This is a genomic window from Colwellia sp. MEBiC06753, from assembly GCF_053470325.1.
On record NZ_JBQMTM010000001.1, the window covers coordinates 127,034 to 142,805 of the forward strand.

General features: G+C 41.1%; 15 protein-coding genes and 1 riboswitch. Of the genes, 10 read left to right on the forward strand and 5 right to left on the reverse strand.

From position 1 onward, the window contains the following. Positions 1-44: 44 nt before the first annotated feature. On the forward strand, positions 45-1,334 hold the full coding sequence (locus tag ACOB82_RS00600; RefSeq protein ID WP_448210964.1) for an MFS transporter: 1,290 nt from the start codon (positions 45-47) through the stop codon (positions 1,332-1,334). Between the two features lie 10 nt (positions 1,335-1,344). Beyond that, positions 1,345-2,562, forward strand: a complete 1,218-nt coding sequence (locus ACOB82_RS00605; protein WP_448210965.1) for an NnrS family protein — start codon at positions 1,345-1,347, stop codon at positions 2,560-2,562. A 49-nt stretch (positions 2,563-2,611) separates the two neighbouring features. Here ACOB82_RS00605 and ACOB82_RS00610 read toward each other — a convergent pair whose 3' ends face one another. Then, positions 2,612-3,379 (reverse strand): molybdopterin-synthase adenylyltransferase MoeB, encoded by a 768-nt coding sequence (locus tag ACOB82_RS00610; protein WP_448210966.1) that lies wholly within the window; start codon positions 3,377-3,379, stop codon positions 2,612-2,614. Positions 3,380-3,628: 249 nt separating this feature from the next. On the opposite strand from ACOB82_RS00610, the gene ACOB82_RS00615 reads away from it, so the two are divergent. The 7 genes from ACOB82_RS00615 to moaE all read left to right on the forward strand — a co-directional run bounded on the left by ACOB82_RS00615 (position 3,629) and on the right by moaE (position 8,445). Next, positions 3,629-4,834: an alginate export family protein gene (locus ACOB82_RS00615; RefSeq protein ID WP_448210967.1), complete on the forward strand. Its 1,206-nt coding sequence runs from the start codon at positions 3,629-3,631 to the stop codon at positions 4,832-4,834. A gap of 95 nt (positions 4,835-4,929) precedes the next feature. Next, positions 4,930-5,063: riboswitch (molybdenum cofactor riboswitch) on the forward strand. Positions 5,064-5,138: 75 nt separating this feature from the next. Next, entirely contained in the window at positions 5,139-6,110 is a 972-nt protein-coding gene (gene moaA / locus ACOB82_RS00620; RefSeq protein ID WP_448210968.1) for a GTP 3',8-cyclase MoaA, read from the forward strand. Between the two features lies 1 nt (position 6,111). Further along, positions 6,112-6,705, forward strand: coding sequence for a molybdenum cofactor guanylyltransferase (gene mobA, locus ACOB82_RS00625; protein ID WP_448210969.1), 594 nt, complete (start codon positions 6,112-6,114; stop codon positions 6,703-6,705). Between the two features lie 10 nt (positions 6,706-6,715). Next, positions 6,716-7,255: a molybdenum cofactor biosynthesis protein B gene (gene moaB / locus ACOB82_RS00630; protein WP_448210970.1), complete on the forward strand. Its 540-nt coding sequence runs from the start codon at positions 6,716-6,718 to the stop codon at positions 7,253-7,255. A gap of 2 nt (positions 7,256-7,257) precedes the next feature. Beyond that, on the forward strand, positions 7,258-7,752 hold the full coding sequence (gene moaC / locus ACOB82_RS00635) for a cyclic pyranopterin monophosphate synthase MoaC (protein ID WP_448210971.1): 495 nt from the start codon (positions 7,258-7,260) through the stop codon (positions 7,750-7,752). Beyond that, positions 7,749-7,997: a MoaD/ThiS family protein gene (locus ACOB82_RS00640; protein ID WP_448210972.1), complete on the forward strand. Its 249-nt coding sequence runs from the start codon at positions 7,749-7,751 to the stop codon at positions 7,995-7,997. Before moaC ends, ACOB82_RS00640 begins: the two co-directional genes overlap by 4 nt. Position 7,998: 1 nt before the next feature. Beyond that, positions 7,999-8,445, forward strand: coding sequence for a molybdopterin synthase catalytic subunit MoaE (moaE, locus tag ACOB82_RS00645; protein WP_448210973.1), 447 nt, complete (start codon positions 7,999-8,001; stop codon positions 8,443-8,445). A 127-nt stretch (positions 8,446-8,572) separates the two neighbouring features. Here moaE and ACOB82_RS00650 read toward each other — a convergent pair whose 3' ends face one another. The 3 genes from ACOB82_RS00650 to narL all read right to left on the reverse strand — a co-directional run bounded on the left by ACOB82_RS00650 (position 8,573) and on the right by narL (position 11,554). Then, positions 8,573-9,334 (reverse strand): hypothetical protein, encoded by a 762-nt coding sequence (locus tag ACOB82_RS00650; protein ID WP_448210974.1) that lies wholly within the window; start codon positions 9,332-9,334, stop codon positions 8,573-8,575. Between the two features lie 281 nt (positions 9,335-9,615). Continuing rightward, positions 9,616-10,869: a molybdopterin molybdotransferase MoeA gene (gene moeA, locus ACOB82_RS00655; protein ID WP_448210975.1), complete on the reverse strand. Its 1,254-nt coding sequence runs from the start codon at positions 10,867-10,869 to the stop codon at positions 9,616-9,618. Positions 10,870-10,900: 31 nt separating this feature from the next. Continuing rightward, positions 10,901-11,554 carry a two-component system response regulator NarL gene (narL, locus tag ACOB82_RS00660; protein WP_448210976.1) on the reverse strand — a complete coding sequence of 218 codons (654 nt, stop codon included), beginning with the start codon at positions 11,552-11,554 and terminating at the stop codon, positions 10,901-10,903. 356 nt (positions 11,555-11,910) lie between these two features. Between narL and ACOB82_RS00665 the strand changes: the two genes are divergently transcribed. Next, complete coding sequence (locus ACOB82_RS00665) at positions 11,911-13,515, forward strand: MFS transporter (protein ID WP_448210977.1); 1,605 nt, start codon at positions 11,911-11,913, stop codon at positions 13,513-13,515. 244 nt (positions 13,516-13,759) lie between these two features. Here ACOB82_RS00665 and ACOB82_RS00670 read toward each other — a convergent pair whose 3' ends face one another. Next, positions 13,760-15,649, reverse strand: coding sequence for a histidine kinase (locus ACOB82_RS00670; protein ID WP_448210978.1), 1,890 nt, complete (start codon positions 15,647-15,649; stop codon positions 13,760-13,762). Positions 15,650-15,772: the final 123 nt, after the last annotated feature.

Here is a 15,772-nt window from a genome sequence, read left to right on the forward strand (position 1 = left end):
TGGTTTGTCTTGAAAGATAGCTTGGTATTACTTGTTATCAATTAATGAAAACTTACGCAATTATGCAAACCCATCACAGTAAAGCCAACATAGCCTTAATTTTAGCCACACTTACGTTTGCGGCTAATTTTTCGGTTTGGGTGTTGTACGCGGTATTAGGTATTCAATTAAAAGCAGAGTTGGCATTATCAGCAACTGAATTTGGTTTGTTACTTGCTGCGCCTATGTTTACCGGCGCTATTCTTCGTTTGCCTGTTGGCTTCTTAGTGGAAAAATACTCGGCTAAAAAAGTATTTTTGTTGCAAATGGGCATTATTATTCCACCGCTTATTCTGCTGAAATCAGCAAGCAGCTATGCAGATTATTTAATTATAGGTGCGTTAATTGGCGTTTCAGGGGTTTCGTTCACTATCGGTATTCGCTATGTGGTTGACTGGTTTGAATCGAAACATCAAGGCACTGCCATGGGCGTGTTCGGCGCCGGTAATGCTGGGGCGGCAATTACTTTAATAATTACGCCTTATATAATTGAACATATCGGTATTGGTATGATCGGCCCGCTGTACGCGGGAGGCATGTTATTTATTATCTTATTGTTTGCCTTTGTTGCCCCAGAAACGCCTAAATATTTAAAAGCCGTTAAACCGATTGACTGGCAAGCACATATCAAACCGCTTACCGAGCTTAAAGTTTGGCTTTTTGGCCTGTATTACTTCTTTGTTTTTGGTTGTTTTTTAGCGTTAACCTTATGGTTACCCCAATACTATGTGGTGGCCTATGATCTGAATTTACAGCAGGCGATGGCACTGACTTTGTTATTTGTTGCTAGTTCAAGTTTAGTTCGAGCCGCAGGCGGTTGGTTTGCTGATCGATACGGCGCGCAAAAGGTAAACTGGGGCGTATTCTGGGTTTGTCTGGTTTGCTTGTTTTTCTTGAGTTATCCGCCAACTACTATGGTTATTCAGGGCGTAGAAAAAAACGTCAATATACATATTGAGATCAATGTTTGGGTATTTACCTTTTTAATTTTTACCATAGGTATTGCCCAAGGGTTTGGCCGTGCCAGCGTTTATAAAGCAATTTATCAACATTACCCTAAACAAATGGGTAGTGTTGGTGGCGCGGTTGCTATGGTTGGTGCTTTTGGCGGTTGTATTTTACCTATTTTATTTGGTCTGTCAGTTGATTTTATTGGCGTTTATACCGCCTGTTTTATGTTGCTATATGGCGTGCTTGCCGCCTGCATGTTATTGACTTATTACGCAAATCAGCAAGAGCAGTACCGTCAGCGTGTCGAACACGCCATTGAGACCAATTTTTTAGAACGCGATTGAGATAGTATTCATGTTAAATATTACTGATGTAGCACAAGAGCAAAAAATCCCAGCATTCTTTCGTTTAGGGTTTCGTCCTTTTTTCCTTTCCGCTGCGATATTTTCGTTGGTGGCCTTACTAACTTGGATTGGCTTTTTAGTGTATCAAGTTGATTTATCACCTTATGGTGGCAGCTATTGGTGGCATGGCCATGAAATGATTTTTGGATTTGTGGTGCCAATTATTGTTGGCTTCTTGTTAACTGCGGTACAAACTTGGACTGGTGTTTCAGGCGTCAGAGGCATAAAGCTAGCCGTGTTATTTGCGATTTGGCTAGCTGCGCGCTTTACATTGTTATTAAATCCTGACTGGTTGCCACAAGTCGTCATTGCTGTTATTGATTGGTTATTTTTACCGGTTTCTGCATTTATGTTGGCATGGCCGATTGTCAAAGTAAGACAGTGGCGTAATTTGTTTTTTGTGCCAGTATTACTGGCATTGGCATTGATGAATTTACTGAGTCATTTAGCCGTTTTATCAGTTATTTCCTATCCAGTTGCTATTCAGCACGCTAACTATGGCGCCATTATGCTAATTACTATGGTAATGATAGTGATGGGCGGGCGAGTGATTCCTTTTTTTACTGCCAATGCTACCAAGATTCCACGAAAACCAGCGCTGGCATGGCTTGAGCTACTGACCTTAGTCAGTGCATGGCTGGTAACGCTGATGTTTATATTAGGGGTAAATTTTATTACCAGCTTAGAACTGTCTGTTGGTTTGCTGGCAATATTCGCCGGTGGTGCAAACTTACTACGCTGCAGCCGTTGGCGCTTTTTCTCGACCTTATCTAATTCCTTGCTTTGGTCGTTACATGTCGCTTACTTATTTATCCCAATTAGCTTTATTTTACTTGGCTTACATCTGGCGTTTGGCTTTTTATCGTTAAGTACAGTGCTACATGGCTTGACGGTTGGCGCAATGGCTAACCTGATTTTAGCTATGATCGCCCGAGTATCCCTTGGTCATACTGGACGCAAGCTTGAAGTAAATCCAGCGATTTCATTGGCCTTTTTGTTAATCGCTATTGGTGCGATAGTTCGCTTGGTTGGTACTGGTTTTTTTGCTCAGTACAGCACCATTATTTGGCAATTTACCGCAGCAATGTGGCTAATTGCGTTTGGTATTTTTTGTTGGGTATACTGGCCAGTGCTAACACAGCCACGTGTGGATGGTAGACCGGGTTAATTAAAGCTGAGTGATTACCCTGACTATAGATATGATTGACTATAAGACATTATAAGGTACTGCACACAGGACATTCATTTAACTTAGGTAATGTAAAAGTTTGAATGTTCATATCAAAGGCATCAATCATTAATAGTTTGCCAGCAAGTGGTTGCCCAATATTAGCCAGTAATTTAATTGCTTCAATTGCTTGCATTGAACCTATCATACCTACTAGCGGTGACAGCACGCCTGCTTCAACACAGCTGAGCGATTGTTCACCAAATTGTTGACTAAAACAGTGGTAGCAAGGGCTTGTCGGCTGCATATCAAATACCGATACTTGTCCTTCCATTCTAATAGCGGCACCGCTAACTAAAGGTATTTGGTGGTCAAAACAGTATTGATTTATCTCATTACGGGTTCGTTTGTTATCACAGCAATCAAGGACTAAATGATGTTGCTTGATTTCTTTCGCAAGCGCTTGGCCTGATAATCGTTGCTCTATGGTATTAATCTTAACTTCACTATTAATCTGGCTAAGGGTATATTTTGCTGATTGACATTTATTGATGCCGATATCTTGTTCACCGTGCAGTACTTGACGTTGAAGATTGGTTCTATCAACAGCATCATCATCAACCAAGGTAAATTCACCAATGCCAGATGCCACTAAATACTGACTGACAGCACAACCTAAACCACCAACGCCAATAATCAACACCTTGCTATTCCACAGCTTTTCTTGTCCATCAATATCCATGCTTTTTAACATAATATGGCGGCTGTAACGCATCAATTGTGATCGGGTTAACTCTTTTGGCTGAGTAGACAACATAATAATCCCATTAATATTCCAGCAAAATGCCACTATAAACTATTTGGTTTAGTCATCAATTTCACATTAGGAATAAGTCTATACTCCTAAGTAGGTAATGCCTTTAAAACTTCGAGGTAGCACTGCAATAAACATGATTTACATCAAGGTTTTCATCGGCTAACCGCGTATTGTATGAGAAATAATATAGTGAGCTTGAAGGGTAATACTAATTGAGCTGACAACATAAATGCTCTAATGGGAGATAACATGAAAACCTCAAAAATTTTAACCGCTAAAGTAAGTTTAATTACAATTGCCACCGTGTTGGCGTTTCCATCTCAGGCTAGTTTTCTAGAAAACGTCGCTACGGCGATAACTGATTCTAAGACTAATGTTAACCTGCGATACCGATTAGAAAGTGTTGATGAAGACAATAAAAGCGAAGATGCCTTAGCTTCAACACTTAAAAGCCGTTTAACTTGGCAAACCGCAACCGTTAATAATGTTACGGTGCAAGTTGAAGTAGATAATGTTACGGCAATCGCTGTTGATGATTACAACTCAACCACCAATGGTAAAACCCAATACCCAGTTGTTGCCGATCCAGAAGGTACCGATCTTAATCAGGTCAATATTAAATACAGCGCTGATAACCTTACCATTATTGGCGGTCGCCAACGTATTAATCATAATAATCAACGTTTTGTTGGTGGTGTTGCATGGCGTCAAAATGAACAAACCTTTGATGCAGCGCGCGTTATTTATAAAGCATCAGATGCTTTTTCATTTGATTACAGTTATGTCGCTAATATTAATCGTATTTTTGGTCCAAATGATGGCGCACAACCAGCGGATTGGCATGGCAACTTTCACTTTGCCAATGCTAAATGGGCGGTGAATAGCGATCACAAATTAGCTGTATTTGGTTATTTGTTAGATAACGATGTTGCTGCTACAACGTCAAGCAATACTTTTGGTGTTGATTATCTTGGCAATTTTGGCCCGATAACCGCTAATTTAAGTTATGCCACGCAAACTGATGCGGGCGACAATCCTAATGATTACAGTGCCGATTATTATAAGGCAGAACTTGCCGGTAAGTTAGGCGCAGTCAAACTGACCGCAGGTTTTGAAGTGCTAGGCGGTGATAATGGCGTTGGTTTTAGCACGCCACTGGCAACCTTACATAAATTCCAAGGTTTTGCGGATAAATTCTTAGGCACGCCAGGTAATGGTATTGAAGATACTTATATCTCGGCTGCAACTACGTTATCTGGTGTCAAACTGATGGCAGCTTATCATAACTTTGATGCTAACGAAGGTAGTGCCAGCTACGGCAGTGAAATTGATTTAGTGGCTGATTATAAATTTAATCAACATATGAGTGGATTATTAAAATTAGCGGCCTACGATGCTGATGATTTGGGCGCAGATACCACAAAACTTTGGGCAATGATGACCTTTGCTTTTTAATGCAAAGACTTTAGAACGGGGCGTCTACCCAATTGGTGGTAGGCGCCTATTCCTTTTGCTAAATAGTTAAATTTCAACCGTTCAGTTAAGCTGATTGAAATTTAAAACTCCTAGCATTGTTGCCTAAGCGCAAGTATGGCGACCATGCCGTAATCAAAATTTGATTACCGGGTGATTAGAGAAATTTAATTGCTTCCCGTATTTGGAAAGGTGTTTTTAGTGAACTAGAACTATTCGTATCCGCGAACATTTCACTCTACACCTGCCAATAAATTATTTGCCACCGAGCAATCAAGGTAGGGCTATGCTAACCGATAATTTTGGTCGTCAATTTCAATACCTCAGGCTGTCGATTACCGACGTTTGCAATTTTAGTTGTAACTACTGTTTGCCTGATGGTTACGACTGCAATCAAGATCGTAATTTTTTAACCCTGAAAGAATTAGAGACCTTAATCGCCGCTTTTGCGCAATTAGGGATGAAAAAAATTCGCTTAACCGGTGGTGAGCCAGGGCTAAGAAAAGATCTCACTGAAATTATCGCGTTATGTCGACAAACAGACGGCATTGAAAAAGTCGCATTAACAACCAATGGTTTTAACCTTGAAGATAAAGCACAAGCGTGGATAAATGCCGGGCTGGATGCAATCAATATTAGCGCCGACAGTATTGACGCACGCTTGTTCTCGGCGATTACTGGCCATAATAAGCTAGCCAAAGTATTACGAGGTATTGAACAGGCAGAGCAATTAGGTATTAACACCATTAAGCTCAATGCCGTGCTACTCAAGCAATTTAACTTACATCAGTTAACCGATTATCTTAATTGGGTTGCAACCCGCAAGGTAACTATTCGCTTTATTGAATTAATGAAAACCGGTGATAACCAAACGTTTTTTCAACAAAATCATGTGTCAGGTGAAGCGATTAAAGCCCAATTGTTGGCCTCTGGCTGGCAACAAAAAATTAAACATAAACTGGATGGCCCAGCACAAGAGTTCTATCACTCAAACTCAATTGGTCGTGTTGGCTTAGTCATGCCTTATAGCAAAGACTTTTGTGACAGTTGCAATCGTCTGCGTATGTCTGCCACTGGCAAACTGCATTTATGCCTATTTGCTGAAGCAGGGCAAGATATTAGGCCTTGGCTGACGGCTGGTGATGTTAATGGCACTAAGCAAGCTATATGTCATGCTTTACAAGATAAAGTAGCAACTCACCAGTTACATCAAGGTTTTGTTGGTGGCACTCAACATTTGGCGATGCTTGGAGGGTAATATGCAATTGCCAGAACATATTAACTTATTGGGAGTGGTGCTAGCTGGCGGTTATTCTAGCCGAATGGGCTTCGACAAGGCACAGTTGTTACTGCAAGGTAAACCAATGTTAGAGCGCACCGCTGATTTACTGAAAAGCGTTGGTGCTGCGCCAGTTATCATTTGTCGTAATGAAAAGGGCTATTTAATGGATAAATACCCTAATTCTGGCCCGGTAGCGGCCATTTATACGGCGCTGGATTATTTACTTTCAAACCCATTGAAATATCTAGCGCCCAACAAGCTCAATGCTATATTGATTCTACCTGTTGACATGCCATTGCTAAATCAATCGACATTGCAAGAGTTGGTGCTGTGCGGCAGTGAAATGCACTGCGCACTGCATTTTAAAGATCAGCCACTGCCATTATTTTTACCAATTAATGACGAAGCTAGGGAATGCGCAAAGCTTATCGCCCACAGCAATAAACGTTCAGTTAAACGCTTTGTTAACAGCATTGGCTGTGCCAGCATTACGACCGACTGCCAAGATATGCTTATCAACACCAATGACCCACTACAATGGCAGCAAGCAATTGAACGATTTAACCATTAGGAACAATTATATGTCACACCATCAATTACCTTTTACCCCATTAAATATTGCAGTGCTTACTGTTTCAGATACCCGAGATGAACAAACCGATACTTCGGGAGCTTATTTTGTCAATGCTGTGATCGAAAGTGAGCATCACATGGTAGCCAAAGAAATTGTCAAAGATGATATCTATCAAATCCGTGCGCTGGTTTCAAAGTGGGTTGCCAGTGATAACGTGCAAGCAGTATTGATCACCGGCGGTACAGGCTTTACTGAAAGAGATTCGACACCAGAGGCAGTTAGCCCGCTATTTGATAAACAAGTTGAAGGTTTTGGTGAGCTGTTTAGACAAGTCTCTTTTAACGAAATCGGCACCTCAACATTGCAATCACGCGCTGTAGCTGGTGTGGCAAATGGTACAGTTATTTTTTGTGTGCCTGGCTCAACAGGGGCGTGTCGAACGGCGTGGCAACATATTATTAAGCAGCAATTAGATGCCAGTCATAAGCCGTGTAATTTTGTGCCACATTTGAAAATGTCTCAGCAGCAGTGTGAAACCAGAGGTTAATAATGCTTACCCATATTAATGAACGCGGTCAGGCCACAATGGTTGATGTTACTGACAAACAACCCACGGTACGAACGGCAACCGCAGAAGGTTATATTTCAATGTTTGCTGATACTTTGCAAGCGGTAAAAAATTGCCAGCACAAAAAAGGTGATGTGATTGCCACCGCTAGAATAGCAGGCATTCAAGCAGCAAAAAAATGTGCGGACTTGATCCCCTTATGTCATCCGTTGGCGTTATCAAAAGTTGATGTAAGCTTTGCGCTAGATGAAAAAAACAACCGTATTAAAGTGACTAGTTTTTGCAAACTTAGCGGTCAAACGGGTGTTGAAATGGAGGCGCTGACAGCGGTGTCAGTGGCGTTGTTAACTTTATTTGATATGTGCAAAGCTATGGATCCGATGATGGAAATTTCGGAAATTAAAGTGCTGGATAAAAGTGGCGGTAAATCGGGGTTTTGGGATCGAGACAGCAACATTAAGGAGAACGAGATATGATCACGGTAAAATTTTTTGGTCAATTAAGAGAGCTATTAAGTTGTCACCAAAGAGTGGTGGAGCTACCTGAAAAACAGCAAGTGGCTGACTTGTTACAAGTGCTGATTCAAGACAGCGATAAATGGCAAGATCATTTACAGTCCGGCAAGGTATTGGTGGCAGTTAATCATACTATGTCGTCAATGGAGCAACAGCTTCATTATGGTGATGAAGTCGCGTTCTTTCCTCCGGTCACTGGAGGCTAATATGATCAGTGTGCAAACTGATGATTTTGATATGGCGAAAGAATATCAGCAATTACGCCAAGATAGCGAAAGCGAAGGCGCGGTTGTTACCTTTACCGGCTTAGTCAGAGATATGAATCAAGGTAGTCAAATAACCCGTTTAACCCTTGAGCATTATCCGGGGATGACGGAAAAATCATTAGCTGACATTGTCATGCGCGCAAAGCAACGTTGGCCGCTAGGGCGGGTTAGGGTGATTCATCGGGTTGGTGAGCTTGCCCTTGCTGATCAAATTGTTTTTGTTGGCGTAACCAGCAAGCATCGCGAAGCGGCGTTTGAAGCTTGCCAGTTTATTATGGATTATTTGAAAAATCAGGCACCATTTTGGAAGAAAGAAACAACCTCAAAAGGTGACACTTGGGTAGCGTTTAATAAAAAAGATCAACTGGCGATAAGTCGTTGGTTGTAAGGCCTTGCTAATTTTGATTGTAAGAATATTACACAAAAGTATGGATGTTAGCTTCGTTTTCTAAAAAATATAACGTCTGCGCATAGGCGCGAGCTTGCGAGCATCCTTATTGACGCGTTTGTTATGACTAAAACTCGAAATCTGCTTCCGGACTTTTCGTAATACTATTTTCTACTGAATGAACAAGATTGCTTGCCATAAATGCCAAAGATCGTATCGACACCTTTGTTAGATCAACCCTGTTTCCATCTTTATCAAGGCCAGCTCGATGTACGCAGTGGTGCCTTATATTAACTGCTTCGAACAGCCAGGTAATATCACCAAAGTCGCAGTTAAGTACCTCTTTAAACATAGGCTTAACTTTTGCGAGATCATGAAAAATTAGATCCCTCAGGTATGAGGCTACTGTGAGCTTTAGGTTTTCATGTTTTTCATATATTTCTTTCAGAGTGAACTTCATTTTGGAAAAAACTGGATCACTCTCCACCAGCTTCCTAATTAAATCTTCAGAATTCGTAACTTTATGGATAAATGTTGAGGCCAAATAAGATTCAACCGCTGCCACAATATGGCCGTGGAGCATAACCAACAGGCTGAATTGACTCTCGTTGCTTGCGTGCATCTCAACTAGCTCTATAACGCTTTGAATTTGGATATCAAACTTCCCAACTTGGGATTGAGTGTATATATACCACTCTAGCTCTTCTTGTTGATACCACTCTTCTTCTTGGCGCCTATGTGCCTCACAGTGATCTTCATATGCCTGAACGGCTTCATCCCATTCCTCTGAGCCTTCTTCTCCAGCATCATCACCGTAGTTTTCTTCAATCCATTCGTACATCGGCTCCAATTCTTGTTGCCGCATCCATTCCTCTTTTGCTCTACCCATAATATTTTCCTTGAGGGGCTCACGGGGCATTTAAGTCATAACAATTTTATATCGCCCCAATGAGCATTTTCCTGACAATAGGAGAAGCTCTATCTGCTTGTGTTTTTATACACTATATTTTCAAAGGGAAAATCAAGAAAACTTTCTTTCCGTTTTTAAATTGTATTGCTGATTTTATGCTAACTACCGACAAGCAATGTCATTGCTCAGTGATATAGGCCGCCTGTTAGCTGTTTGTACTTAGCGGCCTATTATTAACGATCAAAAATTAACTGCAATTCTTAGTTGCTAATAATATGATCAAATAATTGAATATTAACAATTTCTCCGGCATCACAGCCTTGGTGTTCTTCTGCTAACACCAAATAGCAATTGGCTTTACTTATTGACGATAAAATACCTGAGCCTTGATGCGCTAGTGGGGTAACGGTAAGTTGGCCTTGAGCATTGGTTGAGGCAATACCGCGTTGAAAGTCCATACGGCCAGCGCGTTTTTTCACTTTAGCGGTGGTTATTGCCGGAATAAGTATTGGCTCTGAAAAGTCTGTTCCCATCATTTTTTTCAGCGCTTGTACCGCGAGCAAATGAAAGGTTACCGTTGCTGACACTGGGTTGCCCGGCAGGCCAAAGAATACGCTATTAGGTAATTGGCCAAAGGCAAACGGTTTTCCTGGTTTTATCGCGATTTTCCAAAAATCAATATGACCTAATTCTGCTAACACATCCTTGGTGTAATCGGCATCGCCCACGGAAACACCGCCTGAGCTAATTACCGCATCCGCTAAGTCATCAGCTTCAATAAATGTTTGCTTAATTTTATCGTAGTCATCAGCAATAATACCAAAATCAATCACCTCAATGTTCATGCGTTCTAACATGGCAATAATGACATGGCGGTTACTTTCGTAAATATCGCCCAAAGCTAATGGTTGGCCTGCTGATTTAAGTTCGTCTCCGGTTGAAAATACCGCAACTTTTGGGCGACGTTTTACGTCAACTTCTGCTATGCCAAGTGATGCCAACAGCCCGATATCTGCGGCACTAAATAAATGGCCTGACTCAAATACTGTTTGGTCAATGGCGATATCTTCACCGGCATTGCGGATATGGTTTCCTAATGGCAATGCCTGATTAAGGGTAACTTGGGTTTCTGAAACCGTAATATTTTCCTGCATTTCTATGGTATTAGCGCTTTGTGGTACTACAGCTCCAGTCATAATTCTAATGCATTGGCCTAAGGTAAGTTCACCGGTAAACGGCTTGCCCGCCATCGCGGTGCCAACAAGTTCAAATGTTTGGCCAGCAGCTATGCTATCAGTGTGGCTAAAGTCAGCATGAAAGGCATAGCCATCCATCGCGGAATTATTGTGTGCAGGTACATTGATAGGTGAAACAATTTGGCTTGCGTTAACCCGTTGCAGACAAGCGCTAATGGCAATGGGCTCAGTTTCTTGAACAGGGTTAATCTTTTCTAGTAATTTAGCTTTTGCTTGTGCCAGCGGCATTAAGCCGGGCGCACTACAACAGTCGACCATGTTGACTCTCTATTTGTTTGTTGACGATTGACTAAGCTTTGGTTTGGTAATTTACCATCCATACTGCTGCTTCAACGCGTGATTTTAAATTGAGTTTTTTCAGTAAATGTTTTACATGTACTTTAACTGTACCGTCAGAAATATCGAGCTCTCGGGCAATTAATTTATTACTTAAGCCTTTAGCAATGAGTTTAAGAATTTCGTATTCACGGCTGGTTAAGGAGGAAAGTACATTAGAACCGGCTTTTTCCGGTTTACGCAACGCGGTAGCAAGCACTTGGGTGAGCTTTTCGCTGATCACCATTTTACCTAACGTTGCTTCTTTGATTTTTTCAATTAAATCATCCGGTTCCATATCTTTTAACAGGTAGCCGTCGGCACCGCTTCGAATCGCTTCAAGCACATCTTCATCATTGTCAGATACGGTTAACATTAATATACGAGAAGAAACACCTTGTAAGCGCAGGGCGCGTAGTGTTTCTAATCCGTCCATTCCTTGCATATTAAGGTCTAAGGTAATTAAATCAGGATCACAGTCATCAACAATCGCTAAAGCTTCAGCGCCAGAGCTTGCTTCACCGACAATTTCCAGATCATCTTCTAATTCAATCAATTGGCGTAATCCTTTTCTTAGCAACGGATGATCATCAACCATCATAATGGATACTGCTTGTTCTGTGCTCATAAGCCTTCCTCTGTTTGCCGTGCGCTTGTGCATTTATATGTTAATTGGAATGATAAATAGCTTGGCACATCATATATTTGATATACATCAATTTTATCCATTTAGGCGCCGTACTGCACCTGTATCTTAGTTGGTAGTAAAAACTATTACTTTAGTGGTAGTAGCTTGCTTGATGCAATTTCTTTTCAGCCATTATTATTCGCGGTGTTAAGCTAAGTTTTAACTATTTACTCTTGGTTACAATTGGCAAAAATCCTTCGTTTTTCTGCCAATGTATCTACCCATTCTTGCCAATTGTTGTCTAGGTTGACTTATTTCATAGTGGCGTCGTTCATAAATAAAAATTGGAGAGAACCATGGCTGACTTACAGAAATGGGATCCGGAAGACGAGAGCTTTTGGGAGTCTCAAGGTAAGAAAATTGCAAACCGAAATCTTTGGATTTCAATACCTAGTTTGTTATGCGGATTCGCCGTATGGCTTTACTGGGGGATCATTACCGTACAAATGTTAAATTTAGGTTTTCCATTTGCTAAGTCTGAATTGTTCACCTTAATGGCGATATCAGGGTTAACTGGCGCAACCTTGCGAATACCAAGTAGCTTTTTTATTCGCTTATGTGGAGGTAGAAATACGATTTTCTTTACAACGGCATTGCTGATGATCCCTGCATTTGGTGCTGGCGTTGCTCTACAAGATCAAAATACGCCGTTATGGGTGTTTCAAGTGTTAGCATTTTTATCTGGCTTTGGTGGCGGTAATTTTGCGTCATCTATGTCAAATATCAGCTTCTTTTTCCCTAAAAAACAACAAGGCTATGCTTTAGGTATGAATGCCGGTTTAGGGAATTTTGGCGTAACTACCATGCAAATTCTGGTGCCATTGTTTATGACCTTTGGTGTGTTTGGCGGCGATCCAATGACGCTAGTTAATACCAGCGGCACCTTAATAGGTAAAATTCCCGCGGGCTCAGATACTTGGATACACAATGCTGGCTACATTTGGTTAGTGTTTCTAATTCCTTTAGCTTTTGCAGGCTGGTTTGGTATGAACAATATCAAAACATCTGAAGTTTCTCCTGATATTGGCAATCCTATTACCTCTTGGTTTTTAATCACTGTGATGTTGCTAATTGGCTTCTTAACCGCAGGTGTTGGCTTATGGTTATTACTTCCTGAAGCGGCGAATGGTTCAGGTTTTGGTGTGCCCAAAGAGCTCGTTTTAGTATTGGTTATCGTTGCAACGGTATTTTTGCTTAAACAATTACCTGGTCAAATTAAGCACAGCTTAAATCGTCAATATAAAATATTTGATAACAAACATACTTGGGTGATGAGTGTTATTTATACCATGACATTCGGTTCATTTATTGGCTTTGCAGCGTCTTTCCCTCTGTCTATTAAAGTTATTTTCGGTTATCAACACATCTTAGTTGATGGCGTAATGACTCATGATACGATTAATCCAAATGGACCAAGCGCATTAATGTATGCGTGGATGGGACCATTTATTGGCGCCTTGATTCGTCCAGTCGGCGGTTGGATCTCTGACAAAGTGGGGGGGGCATTAGTTACACAAATTTGTGCAGTGGTGATGGTTGCTAGTGCGTTGGGTGTTGCGTACTTTATGCAGGCGGCTTATCAGTCAGCGACACCAGAAGAATTCTTTATTCCATTTTTCATCTTATTTTTAATTTTATTTGCTGCCACAGGTATTGGCAATGGCTCAACATTCCGCACCATTGCTATGGTGTTTCCAAAAGAACAAGCAGGCCCTGTATTAGGTTGGACTTCTGCAGTAGCTGCCTACGGTGCTTTCTATATTCCTAAAGTATTGGGCGAACAAATTAAAGCAACAACACCTGAAGTGGCATTGATAGGATTTGCGATCTTTTACGCGGTTTGTGTCTTCGTGAATTACTGGTTCTACTTACGCAAAAATGGCGAGTTTTATAACCCGTAACGTTAGTGAACTTTCATAACTACATAAGTATGAGTAGTTAAATATGAGTTTTTAAATAGCTGACCAACCCTGCTATTTGCCCGAGTCTCTAGCGACGCTCGGGCTTTTTTATGTACAGGATGTACGGTATGCCGCGGGCGCATGGATGCGCAGGAGCGGCGATGTTCAGGATGAAGGATCGAAAAACCGCGCTACGACATTGCAGGAGCAATTATCGAGGACATCAAAGAGTTACGATAAGCGTTTAAGATGCTTTTGATAATAAATAGCTTGGCCTGAAAATGACTTCAACAACCGCGCCGCCTTCAGCGGCATTTTGAATCGAAACATGGCCTTTTAAGTGCTGGCTGCGCTCTTGCATAATTGCTAAGCCATAATGGTTCAGCTTTGAAGGATCGTCCGGAATCCCCACACCATTGTCTTTAATTTGCAGGTGAATATTTTTTTCATTATCGGCAAATGCGGCGATCGTTACTAACGTACCATTTGAGTGGTGGAGTGCGTTTTGCGTTGCTTCTCGAGCAATTTGCATTAAATGAATTTCTTCGTTTGGTGACAGTGGAATACTTTCAATATGGTAATCAAGCTCAAACGTCATTTTGCCATTAGCTCGTTCATTAAGTGAGTTGACCGTGTCGATAAAGGTTTGCTGTAATCCAGCAACGTCAATTTTCAGCCTAAAGGTCGTGAGTAACTCGCGCAGTTGCATATATGCAGAGCCAAGTCCGGTTTTTAATTCGCCGATTACTTCTTCAATTATTTCTTCAGATGCGTCTTTCTGGCGAAGTTTTTGTAACCGCGTCACTTGGAATTTTAAATAGGACAGGGCTTGTGCCAGTGAGTCATGCAGCTCACGTGCAATCACATTACGTTCTTTTAGTAAGGTGAGGCGGCGACTTTGTTCATTTTGCTGACGAATATGCAAGCCGTTAGCTATTAGCGTGGTGATCGAGGTAAATAATTGATGTTGCCAAGCTTCAAGAGGTTTATTGCTTTCTAAATTACACACTAATACGCCGTAGCTAATATCGCCCTTTTTAATGGGATAACGCATAACCATTTTTTCATTGTCGGTGATACAAGTGCTGTTATCAATGGATAAGCAGCTATGGCAGTCTTTTTCAACACAGTGTTCGGGGAGTGTTTTTTGCTCGGTAATAATATGTTCATAAGGCTCTTGACTGTTGTTGGTGGTTAAACATAAATCAAGATCTGGTTTTTGCGTGACCTTAGCTAACGTCTGAGCGACCGCGCTAAAGTCGATAGTATCGCTGGGCTCGTTGATAAGTTGTGAGGTTTGATAAAGTAATTCCAGCGTTTCATTACTGCGGCTAAGCTCACTGGTTTTTTGTTTAACCCGGCGCTCTAAATCACCATAAGACAGCGACAAGGCGTTTGTCATCTTATTCATGGTTTCAGCCAGTAAACCAAGCTCGTCATTCTGCTTAATATTGGTGTAAGTGGTGTAGTCACCAGCAATTATTTTTTTAGCCGAGGTGGTTAGTTCCGATAAAGGCTTTTCTATCCTGCGGCTAATTTGGAACATAGTAAATGCCGCTAATAAAATGGTGATCATTAACGAAATGCCAAGGATCATTCGAATATGAAAAATCCGTTGTTCCGCACGATGTTGATACAAACGAACCAATCCATCTAATCGCGAGGTAAACTCTTCAATAGTTGCGTTTAGCGCTAATAATTTAGTCTCATTAAGTTGTTCCGGCTGAGCAGATAAGTCAAGCAAGAGCGGTTGTAGTGTACCTTTCCATGATTGGCGAATATTGTTTAACGTTTGCTTTATTGGCGTAATATCGTGTGACGCAGCATTGCCGCCCATAATTGCGGCATTAATGGTTTGATTAAATTTATCAATATCTTGTTGTATTTTTTCTTGTTGCAAGAGCACTGATGAAGACTTGATCTGTGGCAGTAATTCAATGTGGGATAAAATTTTGTAACTTTGTTTTCGCAATGAACCGGCATCGTTAATGATTAAGGCATCGTGATCTGCCATTTCACTGATAAATACTGAACTGAACATACTTAAAATGGAAATGGCACTGATTAAGAACATCATTGATCCAATACGGAATACGATGGAATTAAACAGTCTGTCTAACATGCTATTTTTCATACGTTACCTTGTTCATTAATTACCTTACTCTTAATTGCTTTAGTGGGGATACCTACAAAAACCGATTTTTCGCTGCAAACTCGCATATTTTTGTCTGTGCTACTGGCAACGCCTTATTCTACC